The sequence below is a fragment of the Mycobacterium pseudokansasii genome (assembly GCF_900566075.1).
In the GTDB taxonomy this organism is placed as follows: Bacteria; Actinomycetota; Actinomycetes; order Mycobacteriales; family Mycobacteriaceae; genus Mycobacterium; species Mycobacterium pseudokansasii.
The window spans coordinates 1,615,218-1,639,088 of sequence record NZ_UPHU01000001.1; the positions used below are offsets into that span (position 1 = coordinate 1,615,218).

General features: G+C 65.8%; 22 protein-coding genes and 1 pseudogene. 8 read left to right on the plus strand and 15 right to left on the minus strand.

The annotated features are described in order from the left end of the window. Positions 1–33 precede the first annotated feature (33 nt). Positions 34–393, minus strand: coding sequence for a Cd(II)/Pb(II)-sensing metalloregulatory transcriptional regulator CmtR (gene cmtR, locus EET10_RS07385; RefSeq protein ID WP_036404161.1), 360 nt, complete (start codon positions 391–393; stop codon positions 34–36). Positions 394–684: 291 nt separating this feature from the next. Here cmtR and EET10_RS07390 point away from each other — a divergent pair, with 291 nt between their 5' ends. Continuing rightward, a complete protein-coding gene (locus tag EET10_RS07390; RefSeq protein WP_036404159.1) occupies positions 685–903 on the plus strand; it encodes a hypothetical protein in 219 nt (72 codons plus the stop codon). A 21-nt stretch (positions 904–924) separates the two neighbouring features. On the opposite strand, the gene EET10_RS07395 is transcribed toward EET10_RS07390, so the two are convergent. The 5 genes and pseudogenes from EET10_RS07395 to EET10_RS07415 form a co-directional block, all read right to left on the minus strand. After that, on the minus strand, positions 925–1,896 hold the full coding sequence (locus EET10_RS07395) for an NADPH:quinone oxidoreductase family protein (protein ID WP_036404157.1): 972 nt from the start codon (positions 1,894–1,896) through the stop codon (positions 925–927). 30 nt (positions 1,897–1,926) lie between these two features. Further along, the gene (locus tag EET10_RS07400; protein ID WP_122502013.1) at positions 1,927–2,925 is read right to left on the minus strand and encodes an acrylyl-CoA reductase family protein; all 999 of its coding nucleotides are present in this window, start codon (positions 2,923–2,925) and stop codon (positions 1,927–1,929) included. A gap of 76 nt (positions 2,926–3,001) precedes the next feature. Then, a pseudogene (locus tag EET10_RS07405) lies at positions 3,002–4,009 on the minus strand (VOC family protein); the annotation flags it as partial. After that, the gene (locus tag EET10_RS07410) at positions 4,006–4,881 is read right to left on the minus strand and encodes an alpha/beta fold hydrolase (protein ID WP_036404153.1); all 876 of its coding nucleotides are present in this window, start codon (positions 4,879–4,881) and stop codon (positions 4,006–4,008) included. The gene EET10_RS07410 and the pseudogene EET10_RS07405, both read right to left, overlap by 4 nt. Next, positions 4,878–6,476 carry a bifunctional 3-(3-hydroxy-phenyl)propionate/3-hydroxycinnamic acid hydroxylase gene (locus EET10_RS07415; protein WP_122502015.1) on the minus strand — a complete coding sequence of 533 codons (1,599 nt, stop codon included), beginning with the start codon at positions 6,474–6,476 and terminating at the stop codon, positions 4,878–4,880. The genes EET10_RS07410 and EET10_RS07415 overlap by 4 nt, the downstream gene beginning before the upstream one ends. A 104-nt stretch (positions 6,477–6,580) precedes the next feature. Here EET10_RS07415 and EET10_RS07420 point away from each other — a divergent pair, with 104 nt between their 5' ends. The 4 genes from EET10_RS07420 to dmpG are packed head-to-tail and all read left to right on the plus strand — an operon-like array spanning position 6,581 to position 9,988. Beyond that, on the plus strand, positions 6,581–7,222 hold the full coding sequence (locus EET10_RS07420; protein WP_036404149.1) for a TetR/AcrR family transcriptional regulator: 642 nt from the start codon (positions 6,581–6,583) through the stop codon (positions 7,220–7,222). Between the two features lie 5 nt (positions 7,223–7,227). After that, on the plus strand, positions 7,228–8,007 hold the full coding sequence (locus EET10_RS07425) for a 2-keto-4-pentenoate hydratase (RefSeq protein ID WP_423793584.1): 780 nt from the start codon (positions 7,228–7,230) through the stop codon (positions 8,005–8,007). Between the two features lie 8 nt (positions 8,008–8,015). Continuing rightward, positions 8,016–8,972 carry an acetaldehyde dehydrogenase (acetylating) gene (locus EET10_RS07430; RefSeq protein ID WP_167480143.1) on the plus strand — a complete coding sequence of 319 codons (957 nt, stop codon included), beginning with the start codon at positions 8,016–8,018 and terminating at the stop codon, positions 8,970–8,972. Next, complete coding sequence (gene dmpG, locus EET10_RS07435) at positions 8,969–9,988, plus strand: 4-hydroxy-2-oxovalerate aldolase (protein ID WP_122502016.1); 1,020 nt, start codon at positions 8,969–8,971, stop codon at positions 9,986–9,988. Before EET10_RS07430 ends, dmpG begins: the two co-directional genes overlap by 4 nt. Positions 9,989–10,239: 251 nt before the next feature. Here the strand turns inward: dmpG and EET10_RS07440 are convergent, their stop codons facing one another. The 4 genes from EET10_RS07440 to hisN form a co-directional block, all read right to left on the minus strand. Then, positions 10,240–11,448, minus strand: coding sequence for an acyl-CoA dehydrogenase family protein (locus EET10_RS07440; RefSeq protein WP_036404143.1), 1,209 nt, complete (start codon positions 11,446–11,448; stop codon positions 10,240–10,242). 32 nt (positions 11,449–11,480) lie between these two features. Continuing rightward, positions 11,481–12,896, minus strand: a complete 1,416-nt coding sequence (locus EET10_RS07445) for an acyl-CoA dehydrogenase family protein (protein ID WP_122502017.1) — start codon at positions 12,894–12,896, stop codon at positions 11,481–11,483. 79 nt (positions 12,897–12,975) lie between these two features. Beyond that, entirely contained in the window at positions 12,976–14,076 is a 1,101-nt protein-coding gene (amrS, locus tag EET10_RS07450; RefSeq protein ID WP_122502018.1) for an AmmeMemoRadiSam system radical SAM enzyme, read from the minus strand. A 14-nt stretch (positions 14,077–14,090) separates the two neighbouring features. After that, the gene (gene hisN, locus EET10_RS07455; protein ID WP_063467751.1) at positions 14,091–14,873 is read right to left on the minus strand and encodes a histidinol-phosphatase; all 783 of its coding nucleotides are present in this window, start codon (positions 14,871–14,873) and stop codon (positions 14,091–14,093) included. Between the two features lie 23 nt (positions 14,874–14,896). Between hisN and EET10_RS07460 the strand changes: the two genes are divergently transcribed. Next, a complete protein-coding gene (locus EET10_RS07460) occupies positions 14,897–15,235 on the plus strand; it encodes a hypothetical protein (protein ID WP_036404139.1) in 339 nt (112 codons plus the stop codon). Between the two features lie 5 nt (positions 15,236–15,240). Here EET10_RS07460 and EET10_RS07465 read toward each other — a convergent pair whose 3' ends face one another. The 5 genes from EET10_RS07465 to EET10_RS07485 all read right to left on the minus strand — a co-directional run bounded on the left by EET10_RS07465 (position 15,241) and on the right by EET10_RS07485 (position 22,144). After that, positions 15,241–16,374 carry a PPE family protein gene (locus EET10_RS07465; RefSeq protein WP_036404137.1) on the minus strand — a complete coding sequence of 378 codons (1,134 nt, stop codon included), beginning with the start codon at positions 16,372–16,374 and terminating at the stop codon, positions 15,241–15,243. A gap of 489 nt (positions 16,375–16,863) precedes the next feature. Continuing rightward, on the minus strand, positions 16,864–18,000 hold the full coding sequence (locus tag EET10_RS07470) for a PPE family protein (protein WP_036404135.1): 1,137 nt from the start codon (positions 17,998–18,000) through the stop codon (positions 16,864–16,866). Between the two features lie 380 nt (positions 18,001–18,380). Continuing rightward, entirely contained in the window at positions 18,381–19,178 is a 798-nt protein-coding gene (locus tag EET10_RS07475) for a slipin family protein (RefSeq protein WP_036404133.1), read from the minus strand. Further along, positions 19,175–19,801, minus strand: a complete 627-nt coding sequence (locus EET10_RS07480) for a hypothetical protein (RefSeq protein ID WP_036404131.1) — start codon at positions 19,799–19,801, stop codon at positions 19,175–19,177. The genes EET10_RS07475 and EET10_RS07480 overlap by 4 nt, the downstream gene beginning before the upstream one ends. Before the next feature lie 3 nt (positions 19,802–19,804). Continuing rightward, positions 19,805–22,144 (minus strand): nitric-oxide reductase large subunit, encoded by a 2,340-nt coding sequence (locus EET10_RS07485; RefSeq protein WP_063467753.1) that lies wholly within the window; start codon positions 22,142–22,144, stop codon positions 19,805–19,807. Between the two features lie 236 nt (positions 22,145–22,380). Between EET10_RS07485 and EET10_RS07490 the strand changes: the two genes are divergently transcribed. Both EET10_RS07490 and dosR read left to right on the plus strand, forming a co-directional pair. Continuing rightward, a complete protein-coding gene (locus EET10_RS07490; protein WP_036404125.1) occupies positions 22,381–23,181 on the plus strand; it encodes a universal stress protein in 801 nt (266 codons plus the stop codon). 37 nt (positions 23,182–23,218) lie between these two features. After that, a complete protein-coding gene (dosR, locus tag EET10_RS07495; RefSeq protein WP_036404123.1) occupies positions 23,219–23,866 on the plus strand; it encodes a hypoxia response regulator transcription factor DosR/DevR in 648 nt (215 codons plus the stop codon). The last annotated feature ends 5 nt before the right edge of the window (positions 23,867–23,871 follow it).

Here is a 23,871-nt window from a genome sequence, read left to right on the forward strand (position 1 = left end):
TTTTGGTGTCTCACTTGCGATTCAGCGAGCCGCTCATCGCCTGGGCGGCGCGTTGTCCGCTTCCTCACAGCTGGTTTGCTCGCCGCCACAGGGCTGGTCGGTGTCCACTGCTAGAACGACCTGGACCAACTCGCCTAGGGCGCGGGCGAGGTGACTATCTGCCAGGGCATACCGGACCTGGCGGCCCTCATAGGTGGCGATGACCAGGCCACAGCCCCGCAAGCACGACAGATGATTGGACACATTGGATCGCGTCAACCCCAGGTGGGATGCCAACTGGCCCGGATAGCAAACGCCATCCAGCAGCGCGACAAGAATTCGACACCGCGTCGGATCGGCCAGCGCCCGGCCCAGTCGGGCCAACGCCAGTTCCCGCACATCACATATCAGCATAGGCTGAACAATACTGGCATTGCTGATATAACAGCAAGAGCTGAAACGTTTGGGCTGGATTTTGCTTCTTCTTGAGAATCAGGGGGGCGCATAGATGATGACGGTGACGGCAAGGACGAAGATGACAGGCCCACGATGTTCCAGTGGTCGGGGGCCGTCGAGGGTCGTCAGTCCTGGGGTTGTCATTGCCGATCGACGGCATCATGCAGACCGGGAACACCAACCCTCACCGACGCCGTCACGAGCGCGACCTCGTCGGCTTACGCGACCCTGCTTCCGACCGTAGATACCTTGAGCGCCATCCTCATTTCTCTCCCGTCCTATGACGTCAATCTCTTCCTGGACGGGGTCAGGCAAGCGCTCCAGGGCGACCCTGCGGGGATCATCAACGCGATGGGCTATCCGATTGCCGCCGACACGGGACTGCTCACGTTCCTGAGCTTCTTCCTTGCGTATGCCTACTATTGCGCGGCCACATCGATCGCCGGCGATGTTGCGTCGCTGATCTGACTGGCCGCGCGACCGCGGTCGCTATTCGCGGACGCGCAGGACGACTTTGCCTTTGGCGGTGCGCTTTTCCAGCGACGCCACTGCGGCGGCGGCCTGCTCCAGCGGGTAGACCTCCGGCTCGGGAGGAGGCAGCTTGCCAGAACTGAGCAGCCGTTCGAGTGCGGCCCACTGCTCAGACAGCGCGCCGGGGTGCTTTCCGGCCCAGGCGCCCCAGCCGACCCCGACCACGTCAATGTTGTTGAGCAGCAGCCGGTTTACCTTGACACTCGGTATCTCACCGCCGGTGAAGCCGATGACCAGCAGGCGACCCGCGGGGGCAAGTGAGCGCAGCGAATCGGTGAACCGGTCGCCGCCCACCGGGTCGACCACGATGTCGACGCCGCGACCGTCCGTCAGCGTCTTGACCGCGTCTTTGAACCCCTCGGCCAGCACCACATCGGTAGCCCCGGCCGCCGTCGCGATCGCAGCCTTATCCTCGGTGCTGACCACCGCGATGGTGCGCGACGCCCCGAGCACCGGTGCCAGCCGCAGCGCCGACGTGCCGATCCCGCCGGCCGCACCATGCACCAGTACCGTTTCGCCGGGCTGCAACCGGCCACGGACACTGAGGGCGAAGTACACGGTCAGGTCGTTGAACAGCAATCCGGCTCCTGCCTCGAAGCTCACGTTGTCGGGCAGGTTGAAGACCCGGTCGGGGGAGAGCACCGCGACCTCGGCCATGCCGCCGGTGAGCATCGTCAGGCCGACGACTCGGTCGCCGGCACGCACATCCGCATCCCCGGGTGCGGTGCGGACCACCCCGGCGATTTCGGCTCCGAGCACGAACGGCGGCTCGGGCCGGTACTGGTAGAGGCCGCGGGTGAGCAGCGCGTCGGGAAACGCCACGCCGGCCGCGTATACATCGACCACCACACCGCCGCCGGCGGGTTCGCCGATCTCTGCCAGCTCCACCGCGTCCGGACCGTCGAGTCGGGTCACCCGTATCGCGCGCATACCACCTCCGTTATCAGTCCCCGGCCCAATCTAGAACCCGCCGGCTACCCGCACCACAGCCCGCCCCGTGAACGCGCCGGCCCGGACTTGGTCGACCACCTCGACGACATTCTTGACGTCGACCTCGGTGGTGATGTCGGCCAGATGGCGTGGCCGCAACGGATCACCAAGTCGTGTCCACAGCTTTCGGCGCGGACCGATCGCCATCTGCACGGACTCCATTCCCAGCAGAGCGACGCCGCGCAAGATGAACGGCATCACCGTGGTGTGCAGGGCCGCCCCGCCGGTGAGGCCGCTGGCGGCCACCGCCCCGCCATAATCGACTGCGCTCAACACATCCGCCAGCGTCGCGCCGCCCACGCAGTCCACCGCAGCCGCCCAGCGCGCGGTGGCCAATGGCCGCGGTTTGGCGTTCGGATCGGCGGGCAGCCGGCCGATAACCTCGCTGGCGCCAAGCATTTTCAGTAGTTCAGCGGCCTGGGGTTTGCCGGTCGAGGCCACCACTCGATAGCCCGCGGCCGCCAGCAGGTCGACGCTGACCGTGCCGACGCCGCCGGAGGAGCCGGTGACGACGACGGACCCGGCGTCGGGTGCGATACCCCAATCGATCAGCGCCTGCACGCTCATCGCTGCGGTGAAGCCGGCAGTGCCGACCGCCGCGCCGGCGTGCGGACTCAACGCGCCCAGCGGTACCACCTGATCGGCTGGTAGCCGGGCATATTCGGCGTAGCCGCCGTGGTGGCCAGTCCCGATCTGATAGCCGTGGGCCAGCACCATGTCGCCGACGGCGAACTCGGGTGACTGCGAGTCCACGACTTCGCCGGTCAGATCGATACCCGGTATGACTGGGTACTTGCGCACCACACCGCCGCCCGGCGTCAATGCGAGCGCATCTTTGAAGTTGACGCTCGAATACAGCACCCGGATGGTCACCTCACCGGGCGGCAGGTCGGCCGTTGTCAGCGTCTCCACCGCCATGCTGATCCGATCCTCGGCCTGGCGGGCAACCAGTGCTTGAAACGTATCCATAGCTCGACGCTAACCGCACCGGCTGGATGGGTTTCCACCCGGTCGCTTTTCGGTTGACTGCCTCGTCGGCTCGGTCGTCGGGAATACCCGTCCCGCAGAGCTCGGGAACGGCGCTCTCGCGGTGCAGCATCGACCGAGCGCCGACCTTGAACCGCTCGAAGATGTCGACGATCGCCTGTCCCTCCGGGGTATGCCCCCAGATGCTGATGCCCTGATGAGTGGTTGGTTCCCAGGTCGATTCGTCGACGACGATCGGATTCCAGCCCAGTTCCCACTCGAACCCCGACGGGGTCACCGCGTAGAACGACAACTCCTTGTCGTTGGTGTGCTGGCCAACCGAAAGGGCCATGTCGAACCCCAGGTGCTTCACCCGCTGATAGGCCAGCGTCATGTCGCTGAGCTCGGCGACCTGCACGTTGCAATGTTGAATCCTGGTGCGAATCGGGTTGATCGGCAGGTGTTTCGTCGACGCGATCGCTACCGTATGGTGGCGTTCGTTGACCCGCAGGAACCGGATCTTGAATTTGACGCCGCTGATCGTCTCGTCGATGTAGTCGCTGAGCCGTGCGTCAAACACCGTGTCGTAGTACCCGCGCATCTGATGTGGCTTCTTGGTGGCGATGGCCACGTGACCCATGCCGTGCACCCCGGTGACGAAGCCGCCGCTGGCTGCCAAGGTCAGCGGTTCGGGGCCGTTGCGGGCGTTGACGTACATCTCCTGGGTCAGGCCGTTGGGTCCGGGAAACCGCACGAAACGCTCGACGCCACGCAGCGCGGCATCGTGGTCGGAACCTACCGTGACCGGAACGCCGTGGCTTTTGATCCGCGCCTCGATGGTGTCGAACGTGGAGTGGTCGTCAAGCTCCCAGCCCAGGGCGGTGGCATCCTCGCCGGGACCCCGTTGCAGCAGGAAGCGGCATTCGTTGTCGTCGAGGCGGAAACGCATCACCCCGGGCGCCGTCTCGTCGAGGTGCATGCCGATGGCGTCGCGACCGAAACGTCGCCAGTCGGTGAACTTTTCGGTTTCGATCACGATGTAGCCGAGGTGAACCCGGCCGAAGACCGAAGTTGAGATGCTGGTCATGAGATCGCCAATTTCGAGTCAGGAGAAAGGAATTCGGTGACAAGCTGGTTGAAGAAGTCCGAGCGCTCCCACTGCATCCAATGGCCGGTTTGGGATGTCACAATCAGCTCGGCGTTGGGCAGCAGCTTTGCCAGCAGCGGTCCACCGGAGGGACGGTTGACCTTGTCGTCACGGCCCCACAGCACCAACGTGGGGTTGGGCAGCTGCTTGAGCCGTTTGTCGCGGGTGAGATCCATGCGCCAGGCGGTTCGCAGCGCCGTCGGTCCCGAAGGCCGCTGCAGCGGCGGGTTGGCCACCGCCTCCGGGTCAACGGAAGCGCGGTAGCGCGAATCGATCAGGTCATCGGGTACCGCGGTGCCGTCATAGACCAGATAGCTGCGAACGAACGTGGCCAGCTTCTCGCGGCTGGGCCCGGTACCGCTGTAGTAGGAAAGCAGGCTCTTCAGGCCTTTGGTGGGTAGCCCGCGGGTGGTGCCGATACCGCCCGGGCCCATCAACACCAGCTTGCCGGCGCGATGCGGCGTGTCCAGCGCCAGCCGCAGAGCCGTGGCGCCGCCATAGGAGTTGCCGATCAGATGTGCGGTCTGGACGTCCAATTCGTCGAGTAGGCCGCGGATCATGTCGGCCAGGTACCCGAACGGATCGTCGTGGTCGGAGCTCTTGGCCGAGCGACCGTAGCCCGGCATGTCGGGAACGATGACGCGATAGGACTGTGCAAGGGCGTCGATGTTGCGCGAGTAGTTCGACACTCCCGACGCTCCGGGTCCGCCGCCGTGCAACATGACCACCGGGAAGCCGTGACCCTTTTCGGCGAAGAAGATGGTCTTGCCGGCGACGACGGCAGTGTTTTCGGTCAGCTCCATGACGGTCATGCTGCTGTTCCACTTCTGATCGGCTCGACCGGGGCGGGCGCGTTGCACTGCGTCAGTCCGGCCGGGGGTGGAGGTAGTGGCTTCCCGGATGCGCCTGCGGCATAGACGAATCCGTCCGGGCGCACCACCACGGCGGCCGCTGCCCTGTCCTTCAGCCAGGCGAGCAGGTTGCCGCTGCTGTCGCGGATCGCGTCGTTGTGGCTTGCCGAGTTCGGTCCATCGATCCGGAAGGCCGGCAGCCCGAGCTCGGTCCACGCGCCGGCGCCGGTGGGCAGGGCGTCGGTGTACAGGATCGCCCACCGGTTCCCCAGCGCGTCGTCAAGACGGACCGTCGCACCCTTGGTGTCGATGACCCGGGGCTGGGGTATTTGCCACCCGACGGCCGGTTGCCCGGCCGCCAGGAACCCATCGGCGTACCGAGCGTCGGGTATCCAGAAGTACTTCTGCAGCACATCCACCGAACGGGGCAGGCCGCGGGTCAGCCTGCGCAGCAGATGATCGCGGACGAAGGTGATGGGCCGGTGCCGCTCGGTGATCAGCCGGCCCATCATGACCGCGCGCCGAGTCACCTCTTTGACGTGGGGCATCCGCTCGCTCTGGTAGGAGTCCAGCAGCTTGTCGGGGGCCTGTCCGCGCAGCACCGCCGCGATCTTCCAGCACAGATTGTTCACATCACGAACGCCGGCCGACATACCTTGGCCCAGCCACGGTGGCATGGCGTGCGCGGCATCACCGGCCAAGAAGATTCGGCCCGCGCGCCACCGGTCGGCGAAGCGGACGTGGTGGCTGTACACCACGGCGCGCAGGATCTCGACATTCTCCTCGGTGATGCCCTGGGCGCCCAGGACCTTCCAGATCTCCTCGTGACTGGACAGTTTCTTTTCGTCCTCGTCCGCGCGGATCGGGAACTCCCAGCGGTGATGCATCAGCGGAGTTGGGCAGTCGACGGTGGGACGCTTCGGTGTGCAGTGAAACCGCAAGCGGTCGTGGGCATCCCAGGTCTTGCGCACCTTGGTGTCGATCACGATCCAGCGCTCACCATAGGTGCGCCCCTCGTAGCCGATGCCCAGTTGCCCCCGGGTCGGCGACGACCCGCCGTCGGCGGCGATCACGTAGGACGCGCGCAGCCGCTGGAAGGTGTCGGTGGCCAGGTCGGCCAGCATCAGCTCGACCTCGTCACCTTTGTTAAGCGCGCGCAGGCATTCATGCTCGACGAGCACCTCGACGCTGGGAAAACGCGCAACACCCTCGCGCAGGACCTGATCGACAGCGGGTTGATAGATGAACTGTTGTGGTGGATGCCCCGAGCCCTTCGACCCGATGACCCACTCGATGAACGGCACACAGTTGGCGTCGACAAAGGCGATCGGCCGGCCGGGCAGCATGTCCTCCTGCAGCCGGTCGGCCAGCCCGACCGACTGCCACACCCGCATCACCTCTTCGTCGACAGAGATGGCGCGGGCGCGCCGGTAGATATCCGGATCGCGTTCGATCACAACAACTTTGAGTCCAAGTCGACCCAGGATATTGGCCGCGGTCGCACCGGTCGGCCCGTAGCCGATGATCGCGACGTCGTAACTCGAAGTGTCAGTCACTGCCGTCTCACATTTCTATTGAGGCCCCGTAGGCCGGGGACTTGTTCTGTAGTGATTGCTACGGTACTGTAGTGATCACTACATAGTCAAGAGGCGGGAGTCCGATGACCAAGAATCCGAAAAGCGAAGCCAAACGCCGTCAGCGGCGCGCCGACGGCGAGATGTCGCGAAACCGAATCCTGGACGCAGCCACCGAGATCGCCGCCGAACGTGGTTACGAAGGCACCAGCATCGGCGCGGTGAGCGCCAAGTGCGGGCTTCCGGCGAGCTCGATCTACTGGCATTTCAAGGACAAGGACGACCTGATCGCCGCCGTCATCGAACGCAGCTTCGGTAACTGGCTGAAGGTGTGGCAGTTGCCCGAGGATCTGGTTGCGCGCGACCGCCTGCTCGAGGTCGCGGCCGGAACCGCCAAGGCGGTGCTGAACTCGCCGGACTTCCTACGCCTGGGGCTGATGCTGGCGCTGGAGCGCCGCCCGGTGGAACCCCGCGCGCGGGCGATGTTCATTCAGGTCAGGGACCAGGCCTTCGATGCCATGAGCCGCAGTCTTCGCGACCTGGCCCCGGGCTTGACCGATGAGCAGGCACACCAACTGGCGACGTACGCGATCGCCGGCGCGGACGGCCTGTTCATCGCCAAGGAAATCGGCGGCGACAGTGTCGATCTCACCGCGATGTTCGAGATCCACGGCAAGGCGCTCTACGACACCGCGCTGCGGATGATCGGGGAGAACGAAGACCGATGACGCTGATGCCCGGCATGATCGACGAGGCTGCCGCCCTGCTTGCCGCGGCGGACGCCGACGCCGCACCGATCGGCCAGTTGACACTGCGGTATCGCGGCATGGGCGTCGCCGACGCGTACGCGATCCAGCAGGTGAACCTGGCGCGCCGCCTCGGCGACGGCAGATCCGTCGCCGGCCACAAGATCGGCCTCACCTCGAAACCGATGCAAACCCTGCTCGGTGTCGACGAGCCGGACTTCGGGTACATCCTCGACGACATGGTGGTGCCGAACGGGTCGGCCGTGGCACGAGCCCGGCTGTGCGCACCGCGGGTGGAGCCGGAAGTGGCTTTCCTGCTTCGCAAACCGCTGCGCGGTCCGGGCGTCACCGTCGACGACGTGCGCACCGCAACCGAGGCGGTCGCGGTCGCGCTGGAGATCGTCGACAGCCGGATCGCCGACTGGAGACTGACGTTGTGTGACACCGTTGCCGACAACGCCAGCTGCGGCGCCGTCGTGATCGGGGACTGGGTCGCCTATACCGACGACATCGATTTGTCCGCTGCACGAGCATCGCTGTGCCTCAACGGAACCGAAGTCGACTCCGGCCTGGGATCGGCCGTATTGGGCGACCCGGCGGCTGCCGTGGCGTGGCTGGCCAACGCGCTCGCCCCCTTCGGCACCGAGATCCTGGCCGGACAGTTCGTCATGTCCGGTTCCTTCACCGCCGCCGCCTTCGTCCACGCCGGCGATACCGCCTCGGGCGCCATCAGCGGCCTGGGTGCGGTCTCGCTGACCTTCACCTGAGGAAAACCATGTCCCCACAAGCGAAGTGGCCGGTGGCCGTCATCGGCGCCGGAAACATCGGTACCGACCTGATGATGAAGATCCTGCGCAGCGACGGCCCACTCACCGTGGCGGCAATGGTCGGCATCGACCCCGAATCCGACGGGTTGGCCCGTGCCGACCGCCTCGGGGTTCCGATCACCGCCCGGGGAATCGACGGCCTGCTGGCGATGCCGAATTTCACCGACATCAAGGTCGTCTTCGACGCAACGTCGGCGGACGCGCACCGGGCGAACTGGGCCAAACTCAGCGACACCGGAGTGTGGGTCCTGGATCTGACCCCGGCCGCCGTCGGGCCCTACTGCGTCCCCGCGGTCAACATCGACGACCACCTGGACGCCCAAAACCTCAACATGGTGACCTGCGGCGGACAGGCCACGGTGCCCATCGTGGCTGCGGTCGGTCAGGTCGGCTGCGTCTCCTACGCCGAGATCGTCTCGTCGATCTCGGCGAAATCCGCCGGGCCGGGAACAAGAGCCAACATCGACGAGTTCACCGAAACCACTGCAGCCGCGCTGGAAACCGTCGGAGGAGCCCAGCGCGGCCGGGCGCTGATCATCCTCAATCCCGCCGACCCGCCGGTCCTGATGCGCAACACGGTCTACTGCCTGGTCGAGGGCGAGACCGACCACGGCGCAATCGAACGGTCGATCGAGGCCATGGTGGCGCGGGTGCGAACCTACGTCCCCCGATACCGACTCAAGCAGCATGTCCAATTCGAGACGTTCGCCGCCGCGAACCCGCTGTTCATCCCGGAGACCGGCAAGTTCACCGGCACCCGGGTCACCGTACTGCTCGAGGTCGCCGGCGCGGCAGACTACCTGCCCGCCTACGCCGGCAACCTCGACATCATGACCTCGGCGGCCAAGGCCACCGCCGAGCGCATCGCCACTCACGCCAGTCAAACCACCGGAGCCCGTTCATGATCCACGATCTCCACATCAGCGACGTCACCTTGCGTGACGGGATGCATGCCGTGCGCCACCAGTACACCATCGAGCAGGCGACGGCCATCGCCGGCGCGCTCGACGCCGCCGGCGTGGACTCCATCGAAGTGGCCCACGGTGACGGGCTGGCCGGGTCGACGTGCAACTACGGATTCGCGGCGCACACCGACCTGGAATGGATCGAAGCCGTCGCCGGTACCGTCAAGCGCGCCAAGGTCGCAACGTTGCTGCTGCCCGGAATCGGCACCGTCCGCAACCTCAAACACGCTCACCGAGCCGGCGCGAGCGTGGTGCGGGTGGGCACCCACAGCACCGAAGCCGACATCGCCGCCGAACACCTGGCCGCAGCCAAAGACCTCGGTATGGACGCCGTCGGCTTTCTCATGATGAGCCACCTGACCACACCCGACGCGCTGGCCGGACAGGCCGCGCTGATGGAAAGCTACGGTGCGGGCTGCGTCTACGTCGTCGACTCTGGGGGTGCGATGCTCATGCGCGACGTTGCCGCACGGGTTGATGCGCTGCGTCAAAAGCTTCGTGCTACAACGGAAATCGGTATCCACGCCCACCACAACCTGTCGCTGGGGGTGGCGAATTCGATCGTCGCGGTAGAGCACGGCGCCAACCGGGTCGACGCCTCCCTGGCCGGTATGGGAGCCGGTGCGGGCAACGCCCCGCTCGAGGTGTTCATCGCCGCCGCCAGCCGGCTGGGCTGGGACCACGGGTGTGACCTGCACCAGCTCGAAGATGCCGCCGATGACCTGGTCCGCCCGCTGCAGGACAGGCCAGTACGCGTCGATCGGGAAACCCTGACGCTCGGCTATGCGGGGGTGTACTCCAGCTTTTTGCGGCATGCCGAAAGCGTTGGCGCCCGCTACGACGTCGACGCCCGGGCCCTGCTCGAAGAGGCCGGCCGCCGCGGCATGGTCGGTGGACAGGAGGACATGCTCGTCGATATTGCCCTCGACTTCACCGGTGCCCGGGCGTCGCGGTGATCTCGCCTCACGGCAATCACCTACGCCACCTGGTTATCTGGGCTGGTCGGTCCACATTTGGCCGCAACAACGTTTGTCGCGGATAGGCGGGCAGAACGCGCACCCCAACCCGCAGAGACTCCTGTGACTGGAGCGAAAGTTGCCCTTGCGCTCGACGGTAACGAGGCAGGCGAGGCGACCGCGGCGCGAGCAGACGCGAAAACCCCCGACACGCCGAGCGTGCGGGGGCTTTTGCGTTCTGCTCGCGACCGTTACTTGAGCTCGGCTGACGACAGGCCCAACAGCCGACGGGCGACCACCAGTTGCTGGATCTGCTGGGTGCCCTCGAAAATGTCCAGGATCTTGGAGTCGCGAGCCCACTTCTCCAGCAGGGTCTGTTCGGAATAGCCTGTGGTGCCGGCTAATTCGACACTCTTCAGCGTCACGTCGCTGGCCATCCGGCCGGCCTTGGCCTTGCTCATCGACGCTTCTTTGGAGTTGGGAATGTTGTTGTCGGCCTGCCAGGCCGCGCGCAGCGCCAACAGGTAGCTGGCCTCCCATTCGGCCTCCATCCGCAGGAACTCGGCCGCAGCGGCACTCTGGACATAAGCGGGTCGGTCGTAGTCGATCTCGACTCCGGCGTCGGTAAGGATGTTGCGGATCTCCTCCAGCGAAGCGCGGCCGACTCCGATGGCCATCGCGGCAACGATCGGGCGAGTGTTGTCGAAGGTCTCCATCACCCCCGAAAAGCCTTTGCCTTCTTGGATTTCGGGGTTGCCCAGCAGGTTGTCCTTGGGAATGCGCGCGTTGTCAAAGCGGATCACGGCGGTGTCGGACGCCTTGATGCCGAGCTTGTGCTCGAGCCGTTCGACCGTGACACCGGGGTGCTCGCGCGGGACGATGAACGACTTGATTGCCGCGCGGCCCTTGGACTTGTCCAGGGTGGCCCACACCACGATGTGGGTGGCACGCGAACCGGCGGTGACAAAGATCTTTTCGCCGTTGATCACATACTCGTCGCCGTCCAGGGTGGCCGTCGTCGACACCGCTGCCGAGTCCGATCCGAATCCCGGCTCGGTGATGGCCATCGCCGCCCACACCTTGCCCAGCCGTTCGAGTTGCTCGTCGGTGGCGACCGCGGAGATGGCCGCGTTGCCCAGCCCCTGGTATGGGACGGTCAACATCAGCGCGACATCACCCCAGCAGGCCTCCAGCGTCTGAAGCAGCGCGGCCATGTTGGCGCCGTTGTGGTTGTCGGTGGTGGACTCGGTGTCGCCGAGCGCGTCCGCCCCGGCGAAGGCGACCGATTTGGCGTCCGCGACACCCTCGAACAGACTCATCATGGTGTCGAGTTCGACCGGGTACGCGTGCTCTTTCAGATCGTATTTGCGCGAGACCGGCCGCAGGATCTCGGCGGCACCCTGATGCGTCATGGTCATCACGGCTTGCAGTTTGCGTGGTAGTTCCAGATTGATTGCCATCACTAGACTTTCGGCTCGGATCAGATAACGACTCAGATAATGACGACACCCTCGGCGACGCCGATGGCCCGCAGGTCGCGGTACCAGCGTTCGACCGGGTGCTCCTTGGTGAAACCGTGGCCGCCCAACAGCTGGACGCCGTCCAGGCCGATTTGCATTCCCTTGTCGGCGCCGAGCCGCTTGGCCAGCGCGGCCTCACGGGCGAAGGGCAGGCCCTGCTCGGCTCGTGACGCCCCGCGCCAGGTGATCAGTCGCAGTCCATCCAACTCGATGGCGATGTTGGCGCACATGAACGCGACGGCCTGCCGGTGGGCGATGGGCTCGCCGAAGGCCTGGCGTTCTTTGACGTAGGGGACGACGTAGTCGAGAACCGCATGTGAGGTGCCGACCGCCAGCGCGGCCCAGCCCAGCCGGGCCAGCGCGATCGCTTCCGAGTAGTCGCCGTCGGTCGCCTCAACCTCACCCAGACGCGCGCTCAGCGGGACGGTGACTCCGGTGAGCTCGACCTGACCCAGGGCCGCGGCGCGGACGCCCATACTCGGGTCCGGCTTGACGGTCAGACCCTTGGCTGACGACTCGACGATGAACAAGGCCGGTTTGCCGTCCAGCTGTGCCCCGATGATGAACAGTTCGGCGGCGGCGGCAGCCGGGACCAACGACTTGACGCCGTCGAGCCGGTAGCCGGACGGGGTGCGCGTCGCGGTGGTCTTGAGCCGGGTGGGGTCGAACAGCGGTTGTGGTTCGGCGATGGCCACACACGCTTGCGGAACGTTCTCACCGGCGAACTCCGTGAGGTAGGTGGCCTGCTGGTCCGCGCTGCCCCAGTGGGTCAGCGCGGCCGCCACCCCGCCGGGGGCCAGGATCGGCAACGCCAGCCCCATGTCGCCATACGCCAGTGCCTCGGCCACCAGCACGTTGGTCACGCTGGAGCGGTGTTCGGCGATGCCGTCGAAATCCTCGGGAATGTTGATTGCGGTGATGCCCAGCTCGGCGGCTTTGGTGATGAGGTCGGGCGGGTAGGTCGCGGCTTCGCCGGCGTCGTGTGCGGCGGGTCGCAGGATTTCTGCGGCGAATTCGTCCACGGTCTCGACGATCATCTTCTGGTCGTCGTCGGGGGTGAGATCGAAGTAGTCTTTGCCGCTGGCCTTGAGCCGGGTCGGGCCGCCACGGAGGCTCTGCACCCGCCGGAACTGCCGGGTCGCGGCGCCGGAGGTGGAGAAGATGGTCTTGGTGCCATAGCGCAACGTTCGGTTCAGCGGGTCGCGCAGGTGGTACTTGTCCAGGAATTCCTGGCCGACGAAGGGTGTCAGGAGGGCCAGTGCGACGTCGATACCGCTTCGTTTGTGCGGCTGCATCCCGATGGCGGTTTGGCCGCGGCGCCGGGACAGGCGGTTGCGGGTGCGCTGAGCGCTGGAAGCAGCTTTAGCAGCGGGAAGTGTGTTGGTCATGTCAGCTTGCCTCTGTCGTTGGGGCGGTGCGATCACCCTATCTTACTCCCGAGTAAGATAAATAGGGCCGTTACTTAATTCACACCGGCGACAAGCTGGTCGGCAGGGGAAGCCGGCGCCGACCCCACCGTCCCGCCGGGCCGTCGTATACCCCGGCCAATCGACAGCCGCACCCTCGGCAGCGTCCGTCATCGGTCAGCGCGTAATGCCGCATCGCATACCAGTCGCGAACTACCACCGCGGTCCCGCATCCCGGGCAGCATGTGGTGCCGCCCTCGGCGTCGTGGACGTTTCCGGTGTAGACGAACCGCAAGCCTTCGTCGATGCCGATCCGACGGGCCCGCGTCAGCGTGGCCGGCGGCGTCGGCGGCGTGTCGGTCATCTTGTAGTCGGGATGGAATGCGGTGAAATGCACCGGTACGTCGACGCCCAGGTTTTCGCGAATCCATGCGCATTCGGCGGCGAGTTCCGCATCGCTGTCGTTGTGGCCCGGGATCAGCAGGGTGGTGATCTCCAGCCACACGTTCGTCTCATGGCGTAGGTAAACGAGGGTGTCGAGCACGTCGCGCAGGTGGCCGACGCAGACCTTGCGGTAGAAGTCTTCGGTGAACGCCTTCAGATCGACATTGGCGGCGTCGATATGCCGGTAGAACTCCGCGCGCGGGGCCGGACACATGTACCCGGCCGTCACCGCGATCGCTTTGATACCCCGCTGGTGGCAGGCGTCGGCGACGTCGGCGGCGTATTCCCAGAAGATCGTCGGATCGTTGTACGTGAATGCCGCACTGCGACAACCCAATTCGTCAGCGGCGTGGGCGATATCAGCAGGCCCGGCGCGGCTGGCCAGCGTGTCGGTCTCGCGCGATTTGGAGATGTCCCAGTTCTGGCAGAACTTGCACGCCAGGTTGCACCCCGCGGTGCCGAACGACAGCACGGCCGACCCGGGCAAGAAATGGTTGAGCGGCTTCTTCTCGATCGGATCGACGCAGAACCCGCTGGAGCGTCCATAGCTGGTCAGCACGATCTGGTCGGCACGCCGGCCGCGGACGAAGCACAGCCCGCGCTGACCCTCGTGGAGCTTGCAGGCACGCGGACACACGTCGCACTGGATCCGGCCGTCGTCGAGGCGGTGCCAGTGTTTGGTCGGGATGGTGAACGGGTCGTCCGGCGAAGAACTCATTCTCGGACGCCAGGTTACGCCGCGTGGAGCCTGGCGAGAACCCCGTTGTGCAGTAGGCCGTTGGTCGCCACGGCGCTGCCGCCGTGCGGCCCGGGGGTACCGTCCAAGCTGGTGAGTTGGCCGCCCGCCTCGCGTACCAGGACGTCCAGCGCGGCCAGATCCCACACCGACACCTCCGGTTCGGCGGCGATATCGACGGCCCCCTCGGCCACCAGGCAGTAAGACAGGAAGTCGCCGTAGGCGCGCACCCGCCACACCGCATCGGTCAGCTCGATGAACCGGTTTCGCAAGCCGAGCTGCGCCCAGCCGGACAGACTCGAGAACGACAAGCTCGCCGAATCCAGTTCCGGCACTGAGGAAACCGACAGCCGGCGCGGCGGCGTGCCGTCAACTGAGGCAAACGCACCCTGGCCGTGCGCGGCCCACCACCGTCGTTGCAGCGCGGGCGCGCTCACCACCCCGACGGACGGAACGCCGTCGTCGAGCAGGGCGATCAAACTGGCCCACACCGGCACCCCGCGCACGAAGTTCTTGGTGCCGTCGATCGGGTCGACGATCCACTGCCGTCCGCTAAAGATGGTGGTTCCGCCGAATTCTTCGCCCAGGATGCTGTCGTCGGGACGTTCCCGGGCGAGTGCGGCACGGATGTCGGCTTCGACCGCGCGATCGGCGTCGGTCACCGGCGTCAGGTCCGGCTTGGTGTCGACGTGCAGGTCGAGCGCACCGAACCGGGCGCGCGTCACCGCGTCCGCGCGGTCGGCGAGCGCCAGCGCAAGGAGCAGATCCTGCTGACTCACGCCAGCAGTCCTACCATGGCGGCGTGGGATGGGAATTGGGAGTGCTGCTCATTTTGGTCGCGGTTCTGGTGGTGTTCCTTGCTCCGCGGTTCTTTCCGCCCGGCCCGCGGGGTGCCCTGGCGAGCGGCACGCTGCTGGTGACCGGAGTCAGTCCACGGCCGGACGAGACCGGGGAGCAGTTCGTCACCATCTCCGGCGTCCTCAACGGGCCCACCGTCAACGAGCACAGTGTCTATCGGCGGATGGTGGTCGACGTCAGCCAGTGGCCGGCTACGGGGCAGGTGCTTCCGGTCGTGTATTCGCCGAAGAATCCCGACAATTGGAACTTCGCACCGACCGAGCCGCCACCCGGGCCCGACTAACCGAGTCACCCGGCCGCCGGTGGGTGTGCCATGACCGTGAGCCGCACCCCGTAACGGGGCAGCACGCCGGAGGCGCGCGACGGCGCCGGCACCGCCATTCCCGGAACGCCCGGCGCCCCTGCCCCGACCTCCTCGGTGCCCGGTATCGTCGTCAGGCCTGCGGGCGACAATGCCGCGACAGTCCGGGTGGCCGGGGCGGCCCAGCTCGCCGGCACGGATAGTTGCCCGATCGAACCGGCCCGGCCCGCACTCGCAAGCACCGGGTTGGGCCCCATGCCCAACCCGGCGCTGGTCGGCAGTTGCGCCGCGGTGAGCACAGGAGAGGCCTCGGTTACGGCCTCGGTTGCGACCGCGGGAATCAGCCCAAAACTGCTTTCGTCGCCGATGATCCCCGAGACAAAAGACTCGATGTTTTGGGTCGCGCCGACGGTCCCGTACGTAGCCAAGATGCCGTCGAGGACGGCGAGATCTTCGGGAATCGCATTGCCGACTGCTGCCTGCAGTCCCGCCAATGCTTGGGACACCGCGGCAACCAGCTGCGACACCGGGTCGGTGGCGGCCGCGCTGGCGTTGGCTTGGGCGACGGCGGCGTTCTGGGCACTGAGCCCGGCCGGGTTGGTGATCTGCGCCGGCGAGGAGAACGGCGCCAGTTGCGCCGCCGCCGTCGAGCTGGTGGCGTAGCCGTACATCGCCGCCGCGTCCTGGGCCCACATCTCGGTGTACTGCGCCTCGGTGGCCGCGATCGCCGCCGTGTTCTGACCGAAGAAGTTGGTGGCGATCAACGCCATCAGCTGGATGCGGTTGGCCGCGATCGCCGGCGGCGGCACCGTCATCGCAAACGCTTGGTCGAAGGCCGCCGCCGCGGCCCTGGCCTGCATGGCCGTCTGCTTTGTCTGGGTCGCCGCCGTGTAGAGCCAACCCACATACGGGGCGACCTTTGCGGTCATCGACTCCGATGCGGGGCCGTACCAATCCAAAGCGGTCAGGCCGGACACGACCGATTCATATGTCTGGGCGGTGGTGTCCAGCTCGGCGGCCAGCGCGTCCCAGCTGCCCGCCGCGGCGAGCAGCGAGCCCGGGCCGGGACCGGTGTACATCCGGCCGGAGTTGACTTCGGGCGGCAATAAGGCGAAATCCATTGTGTCACAGCTCCTTAGGTAGTGTATGCGGTGGGGCATGCCCGAATCGGTTCGGCGGCATCGTCGGTAGGTGCAGCGTTTGCGGTGTCGTGGAAGATGGGTTGTCCCCGTAAGTCCGGAAGCCGGGACTAACAACACAGCGGGTCAGTGAGATTGCGGCCCAGGACTTTTCGGGCTGTTTTCAGGTGGCGTCGTGGGAGTTACGACGCTGGTGGGCCATTCGCACAGGGCATGTTGGGTGACCTTCGATTCCGGAGTGCCCTAAAACTGGCAAGCCACAGCCGACCGCGTACGCCGGTTCGAGTGAATATTAGGCGACGGCTACCTGAATTCGCAGTGAATTTGCCGGATGGGCCAAGGCGAAACGAAAGTTTGCCGGGGCTGCTCGGCGTTCGCGATTCTGCCCGATCGCTGGAATGGTCGGCCGCAGGTAGCCCGGCAGCGACACCGCGGCCGGTTACCGGAGTCGACGAAGGCTGTGGCCGATGATCAGCCGGCCGCCGGGGGGCGCGACATCACGGTGAGCCGAAGCCCGGAGCGGGGCACGACGCTCGAGGCTCGCCTCAGCGTGCCGGCCGGCGTGCCGGGTACCCCCGGCAGGCCGTGGTCGGGTACCCCGGTCCCGGGGATGGTGGTCAAGCCGCTGCCCGTCAGCGCCGTTACGGGACCGGTCGACGGCGCGGTTTCGGACGGTGGCACCGACAACGGGCCGATCGAGCCCGCCTGGCTCATGCTCGCGGTTACCACGTTGGACAGCCCTGCGCCAGAACTGCTTTCGGCTGCTGCGAAGACCGGGGAGATGCCGGTCGGAAGCAACTCCGCCGAATTTTCGGTGGTGCCCAGTAGGCCGAGGTTGTCCTCGGCCCCGATGATTCCGGCGGCGAACGACTCGACATCCTGTGACACGCCGACGGTTGCACAGACCGCGAATATGGCGTCAAGAATGGTGAAGTCTTCGGGCAGGATATTCGGCCAATCCTGGACCGCCTGCAGCGCGTCGGGCGCCGATGAAGCCAACCACGACAACACGGTCGCGGTGGTTCCGGCGGAGCCGCCGGCAGCTTGGCTGACTGCGGCGCTCTGGGCGACCACTCCAACCGGGTTGACGCTCTGCTCAGGGGAGGAAAACGGTGTCAGCGCGGTGGCGGCGGCCGAGTTGTTCGCGTAGCCGTACATGGCGGCGGCGTCCTGGGCCCACATTTCCGCGTATTGCGCCTCGGTAGCCGCGATCGCCGCAGTGTTCTGCCCGAAGAAGTTCGACGCGATCAGCGCTTTCAACTGGGCGCGATTGGCCGCGACCACAGCGGGGGGAACCGTCATCGCATGGGCCTGCTCGAAGGCGGCCGCTGCCGCTCTGACCTGATCGCCGGACTCCTTGGCCTGCGCAACAGTGGTTTCCAGCCATTCCACAAAGGGGCCGGCCATTGCCGGCATGGACGCCGAGGCTAGGCCCCACCAGTACATAGTGGTCCGGGATGAGACCACCGAGCCGTAGCCCTCGGCCGCGGACGTCAATTCGGCGGCTACCGTATCCCAGCCTCCTGCAGCAGCCAGTAACGAGCCGGGTCCGGGGCCGCTGTAGATACGCGCAGAGTTGATGTCCGGCGGCAAGAACGCGTAATCCATTGCGTCACAGCCCCTTGACTTTTGTGGCCTTCTCGGCCGCTTCGGCGTGGGTGCGGGAGCCGGCGCTGGCTCACCTGATAGGCAATAAGCGGCAGGGACCGCTAGGGCGCAGACCGTCGACGAGCATCACGACATGTGTGGGCAGGCCGCGGGCCGCGGTCAGCGTATAGCCAGTCGACGGTGGCCGCAGGGCGGTGACTATCCCGCCGGCGGGCTTGCGGGTGCGGTGAACCGCGGTGTGCAGCGTCGGGTACCCGGTGTGAACAGGGCTGTGGTGCAGTGGATCTGCGCGCCAGCCATGAGTCGCGACTTTAAGTCGCTGTGAACCCAATCCGTCTCTGGGACGCTCCTGTGAGCTCCTCTGACGGTGCGGCGCCCGGTTAGCCGCGGCGGTTGAAGTTGTCGACAACGCTCTGCAACAGTTCAGGTTGCCGCAGAAACGGGGTGATGATGTCGACCGGCAGCGGGAAGACGACCGTCGAGTTCTGGTCGGCGCCGAGCTCCAAAAGAGTTTGCAGATAGCGTAATTGCAGTGAGGCGGGGCTTTTCGACAAAGTCTCGGCGGCTTCCCGCAGCTCCTCTGACGCCTGCAGCTCGCCTCGGGCATTGATGACCTTGGCGCGGCGTTCCCGCTCGGCTTCGGCTTCTCGGGCCATCGCCCGTTGCATGGACTCGGGAATTTCGACGTCCTTGATCTCCACCACGCGAACCTGTACACCCCACGGCTCGGTCATCTTTTCGATGATGGTGCGTAGATCGCTGTTGAGGTCCTCGCGATGTGCCAGCAGGGTATCCAGGTCCGCGCGGCCCAGCAGGGATCGCAGTGTCGTCTGCGCGATCTGCGATGTGGCCACCGCGTAGTTCTCCACCGCCAGAATCGCTTTCATCGGGTCGGTCACCTGGAACATGACGACCGCATTGACCCGGGCCGGCACGTTGTCACGGGTGATCACCTCCTGCGGCGGGATGGTCAGCGTGACCAGCCGCTGGTCGACACGGATCATTTTGTCCGCCAACGGAATCAGAAACCGAAGTCCCGGTTGGTAGAGCGGGCGTGCATGCCCCATCCGGAAGACCACCCCGCGCTCGTACTCGCGGAGTACGGCCGGCGACAGCACGGCAAGCACTACCAGCACCACCACGCCGACAACGATGAACCCGATCGCCACACCGGTCACGATGTTTTGTCCTCCTTGCCTTCCCAGCCGCCCCAGCGAGTCGAATAGCGGTCGACCGCGGCAGCCACCTGGTCCTCGATCGCGGTCCGATGCGGCAGATGGTCGGGCGCGTTGGACGGGGTGTTCCACAGGTGGCGGGCGAGCGGCAGCCCCAGCAGCGCGACGACCAGCATGGTGCCCGTCAACACCAACACCTCAGTCGGCGAGTGGTTGACGATCAACGTCGCCAGCGGCAGCACGATTCCCAAAGCGGCCACGCAGCAAGCGATCCCGCGGTGGAACCGTCCGGCATCCGAGTGCGGCCACGGGTCCACCTCGCGACTGATCTCCCGGCCGTGGTCCGATGTCGTGCAGGTGTCTTTGACCGGACAACTGTTGCACACCACCGGCAACGCCCGATAACGCATGACCCGGTGCTTGGGATCGAACGAGCTCGGCCACAGCCATTGGTCCTGTGGACACACCCAGGCGTCGTGGTCGGGGTGATAGGTGAATTGGCCGGTGCGCCAGCGTGCCGCACGCGCTGATGCCCGCCGCGCCATCGAGTCGAAGCTCCACCCGATGGCCAGCAATGCCAGCGAATATCCGGCGACAAGCCAGACCGTGGTAGCCGGCGGCGCCACCTGTCAGTCCTTCGCCGGCGCTGCGGAACCGGATGTCTCCGCCTGAACCTCGGTGTAGAGCGGATGTTCCGGCAATTCCTCGACCGTCGAACCGGAGCGGAAGTTGCGCAGCGCGGTCCAGGCGATCCAGACGAACGGCAGCACGCCGCCGACGATGAGGATCAGATCACCGGGCATCCGCAGCCATTCGATCACCGCGTTGCCGGGCTTGGTGATGTAGCCCAACGACCGCGCCTCGAAATAGCCGTCGTTGACCGAGTGGTAGAGCTGCAGGATACCCAGCGGCAGCAGGGTGGCGAACACCATCCAGGCCAGGCCGATGTTCATGCCCCAGAACGAGATTCGCGCCAGCTTCTCCGGCCACTTGTCGGCCGGGATCACATAGCGGAAGGCGAACATCGCCAGGCCGACGGCCAGCATACCGTATACCCCCATCATCGCCGCGTGCCCGTGATTTGCCGTCAGCGCGGTGCCGATCTCGTAGTAGGACACGACCGGCAGGTTGATCAGGAATCCGAAGATGCCCGCTCCCACGAAGTTCCAGAATCCGACCGCGACCAGGAACATGACCGCCCAACGATGTGGGAACGGGTTGGCATCCCCGGACTGCTGGCGCGCTCCCAGCTGCAGGAACGCCCACGCCTCGACCGTCAGGAAGGTCAGCGGGATGACCTCGGCAGCCGAGAAGAAGGCGCCCAGCGCCATGTGCTCCACCGGGGTACCCGAGAAGTACAGGTGGTGCATGGTGCCGATGACGCCGCCGGCGGAGTACAGGATCACATCGAGGAAGATCACGCCCAGGGCAATGCGTTCGCGCACCACACCCAGCAGCACGAACATGTAGGCCACCATCACGGTGGTGAAGAGTTCGAGGAAGTCCTCGACCCACAGGTGCACCACCCAGAACCGCCAGAAGTCGGCGACCGTGTAGTGGGTGCCGCTGCTGGCCAACAACCCGACGGCGTAGAAGGTGGGTATGGCCAGGCCGGAGAAGAAGAACAACCACGGCATGTTCATCTTGGACTCGCCTTTGAGCCGGGCGCGCATGCCGCGCCAGATGATCGCGATCCAGACGAACATGCCGACGATCAGCAGGATCTGCCATAGCCGTGGCAGGTCGAGGTACTCCCACTGCTGGGAGAGCAGCCCGCCGTGGGGGATCACCCCGTAGATGGAGAGCGCCTCGCAGATCAGCGAGCCGAACACCACGACCGCAACCGCGCCCAGCAATACGTAAGCCAACAGGCCCTGGCGTTTTGGCTCCCGACGGCTGATGAACGGCACCAGGAAGATGCCACCCGCCAGAAACGCTGCCGCGGTCCAGAACAGCGCTAACTGCAGATGCCAGGTTCGGGCCAGGTTGTACGGCAGCAGTCGGGCCAGGTCCAGGCCGAAGAAGTTCGACAAGTCGGCCCGATAGTGCTCGGCGGCGGCGCCCAGCAGTGTTTGGGCCAGGAAGAGCACGGACACGATCGCGAAGAACCAGATGGTCGCTCGCTGGGCCGGCGTCAGGCTCACCTCGCCGGGTTGGCGGAAGGAGAGGTTGGACGCCTCGGCACTGTGCCAGCCGACCTTTTGGCTCCAGCGGCCGTAGATGGCGAACATGATCCCGATGCCGCCCAGCAACGCGATCAGCGACAGCGCCGACCATAGGATCACCGCTGCGGTCGGACCGTTGTCGACGCGCTGCTCGGCCGGCCAGTTGTTGGTGTAGCTGTACGTGTGGCCGGGCCGCTCGGCGGCGGCCGCCCATGCCGTCCAGGCGAAGAACGCGGTCAGGTCCCGGATTTGTGCCTTGTCGGTGATCAGCTGCGGCAGCAGCCCGTACTTCGTCGAGTTCTCCCCGAAGTAGGCGGCGTAGTGGTTTTGGATCCGCCCGAATGCCGCGGCCTGGCGGTCAGTGAACACCAGCGTCTTGGTATCGGGGTTGTAGCGGTTGGTCCGGAATTCGGTGACCACCCGATCCCGGGGGCCGGCCACACCTTGGGCCCGTAGCTGATCGGCGACGTCGTCGGTGGCCATGCGCAGGTAGTCGGCGGTGTAGTCGGGCCCCAGGTAGGCGCCGTGGCCGAGCACCGAACCGTATTGCATAAGGCCACGCGCCTGGTAGAGCTCTTGGCCGCGGGTGATGTCGTCGCCGGTGAACAGGACCTGGCCCGATTCGGTGACGACCTTGTCCGGCATCGGCATCGCCGCGGTATAGGTGCGGTAGACCAGGATTCCCATCACCAGGAAGCCGAAGATCATCACCAGGGCCACACCCTGAATCCAGCCCTTCCCGATCAACGGGCGCGACGATTGCCGGCTGGGAATTGGCGATGACGATGTCTGTTGAGCAGCCATTCCGAGATCTCCTGTCTGGATGATGGGCTGTATCGCCGCGGATTCAACTCCTTGTTCACATGCAACGACGGCTCGTAAACATCCAATTCGTCTATCGCCGCGCTGGCAATAGTGCGTTTGGTTTCCGCTGTCCTGTAGGGACCAATGGCACTGATATCGGGACCAACGCCCCTGGGTAAGCCGGGTGCCTCATCGATAACGTGCGAGTAGCCAACGGCTCAGCAGAGGAGAGCACGATGAGCAACCCGTCAGCTCCGGCGGTGGTCGTCGGTATCGACGGATCCAAGGCGGCAACCCAGGCAGCGCTGTGGGCGATCGACGAGGCGGTCAGCCGAGACATCCCGCTGCGCCTTGTGTACGTCATCGATCCGCTGGAACCGTCGGGCGGTGGCGGTCGTGATGGTCGGCAAGGCACGGCGCACGCGGCACTTTTCGACGCATGCCGTGCCGTTGAAGCCACCGGACACCCGGTCAAGGTGGAAACCGAAGTCCTACGGGGCAGGCCGCTCACCAAGCTGATGGAGGAGTCCAGGTCGGCGGTGATGGTCTGTGTCGGGTCCATCGGGCTCAACCACGCGCGCCGCGGCGAGGGCTCGGTCGCGGCGACCCTGGCCGGGTCGGCGCTATGCCCGGTGGCGGTAATCCAGGTCCCCCCCGGCGGAGTGCCGGTGCCGAAGATCAGCGCGGTGGTCGCGGAGGTGAACAACGGTTCGGTGCTGCGACATGCGTTCGAGGAGGCCAGGCTGAGGGGGGTTGCGCTGCGGGCTCTGTCGGCACGCATGCCCGACACATCGGGTGACGCCGGCGACGGAAACCGTTTGGCGCAAGCGCAACTGAGCCGCCGGCTGGCGCGGTGGACGCGGCTGTACCCCGACGTCGAGGTCGAGTCGACCGTCATTCGCGGACATGCCTGCCGCTACATCGCCGCCAACGCCAAGCCGGACCAACTGTATGTCACCGACTCCCATGCCGCACAGGCCTGCAACGTCTACAGCGCAGGATGCTCGGTGCTGACCGTACGCAGTGGCAACTTGTAGAAACAGCCAATCTCGGGACTATCTCAGGAGTGAAGTCTTGGTAACAGTCTTCTTGGTCGATGACCACGAGGTGGTACGGCGCGGCCTGATCGACCTACTCGACGCGGACCCTCAACTCGAGGTCGTCGGCGAGGCGGGTTCGGTTGGCGAAGCGATGGCCAGAATTCCGGCGGCTAACCCCGATGTGGCGGTGCTCGACGTCCGGTTGCCCGACGGCAATGGCATCGAGCTGTGCCGAGATCTGTTGTCGCGCATGCCGGAACTGCGCTGTCTGATCCTGACGTCGTACACCTCCGATGAGGCGATGCTGGACGCGATCCTGGCGGGTGCCAGTGGATATGTCGTCAAGGACATCAAGGGAATGGAATTGGCCCGTGCGGTCAAAGAAGTGGGCGCGGGACGGTCGCTGCTCGACAATCGGGCGGCGGCGGCGTTGATGTCCAAACTGCGGGGTGGTGTCGAGAAGCCGGACCCGTTGTCCGGCCTGACCGATCAGGAGCGGACGCTGCTGGGTCTGTTGAGCGAGGGTCTTACCAACAAGCAGATCGCCGACCGGATGTTTTTGGCTGAAAAGACGGTGAAGAACTATGTATCCCGGCTGTTGGCCAAGCTGGGAATGGAGCGGCGGACGCAGGCCGCGGTATTCGCAACGCAGTTGCAGCGTTCGCGGCCGGGCGTCGGGTGACGCGC

What these genes read in the sequence shown, in the direction of transcription:
- EET10_RS07395 (WP_036404157.1), bottom strand. Translation starts at nt 1,896, where the DNA reads ATGCGCGCGATACGGGTGACCCGACTCGACGGTCCGGACGCGGTGGAG.
- EET10_RS07440 (WP_036404143.1), bottom strand. Translation starts at nt 11,448, where the DNA reads ATGGCAATCAATCTGGAACTACCACGCAAACTGCAAGCCGTGATGACC.
- EET10_RS07445 (WP_122502017.1), bottom strand. Translation starts at nt 12,896, where the DNA reads ATGACCAACACACTTCCCGCTGCTAAAGCTGCTTCCAGCGCTCAGCGC.
- EET10_RS07420 (WP_036404149.1), top strand. Translation starts at nt 6,581, where the DNA reads ATGACCAAGAATCCGAAAAGCGAAGCCAAACGCCGTCAGCGGCGCGCC.
- dmpG (WP_122502016.1), top strand. Translation starts at nt 8,969, where the DNA reads ATGATCCACGATCTCCACATCAGCGACGTCACCTTGCGTGACGGGATG.
- EET10_RS07410 (WP_036404153.1), bottom strand. Translation starts at nt 4,881, where the DNA reads ATGACCGTCATGGAGCTGACCGAAAACACTGCCGTCGTCGCCGGCAAG.
- amrS (WP_122502018.1), bottom strand. Translation starts at nt 14,076, where the DNA reads ATGAGTTCTTCGCCGGACGACCCGTTCACCATCCCGACCAAACACTGG.
- EET10_RS07490 (WP_036404125.1), top strand. Translation starts at nt 22,381, where the DNA reads ATGAGCAACCCGTCAGCTCCGGCGGTGGTCGTCGGTATCGACGGATCC.
- EET10_RS07470 (WP_036404135.1), bottom strand. Translation starts at nt 18,000, where the DNA reads ATGGATTACGCGTTCTTGCCGCCGGACATCAACTCTGCGCGTATCTAC.
- EET10_RS07400 (WP_122502013.1), bottom strand. Translation starts at nt 2,925, where the DNA reads ATGGATACGTTTCAAGCACTGGTTGCCCGCCAGGCCGAGGATCGGATC.
- EET10_RS07485 (WP_063467753.1), bottom strand. Translation starts at nt 22,144, where the DNA reads ATGGCTGCTCAACAGACATCGTCATCGCCAATTCCCAGCCGGCAATCG.
- EET10_RS07430 (WP_167480143.1), top strand. Translation starts at nt 8,016, where the DNA reads ATGTCCCCACAAGCGAAGTGGCCGGTGGCCGTCATCGGCGCCGGAAAC.
- EET10_RS07465 (WP_036404137.1), bottom strand. Translation starts at nt 16,374, where the DNA reads ATGGATTTCGCCTTATTGCCGCCCGAAGTCAACTCCGGCCGGATGTAC.
- EET10_RS07425 (WP_423793584.1), top strand. Translation starts at nt 7,228, where the DNA reads ATGCCCGGCATGATCGACGAGGCTGCCGCCCTGCTTGCCGCGGCGGAC.
- cmtR (WP_036404161.1), bottom strand. Translation starts at nt 393, where the DNA reads ATGCTGATATGTGATGTGCGGGAACTGGCGTTGGCCCGACTGGGCCGG.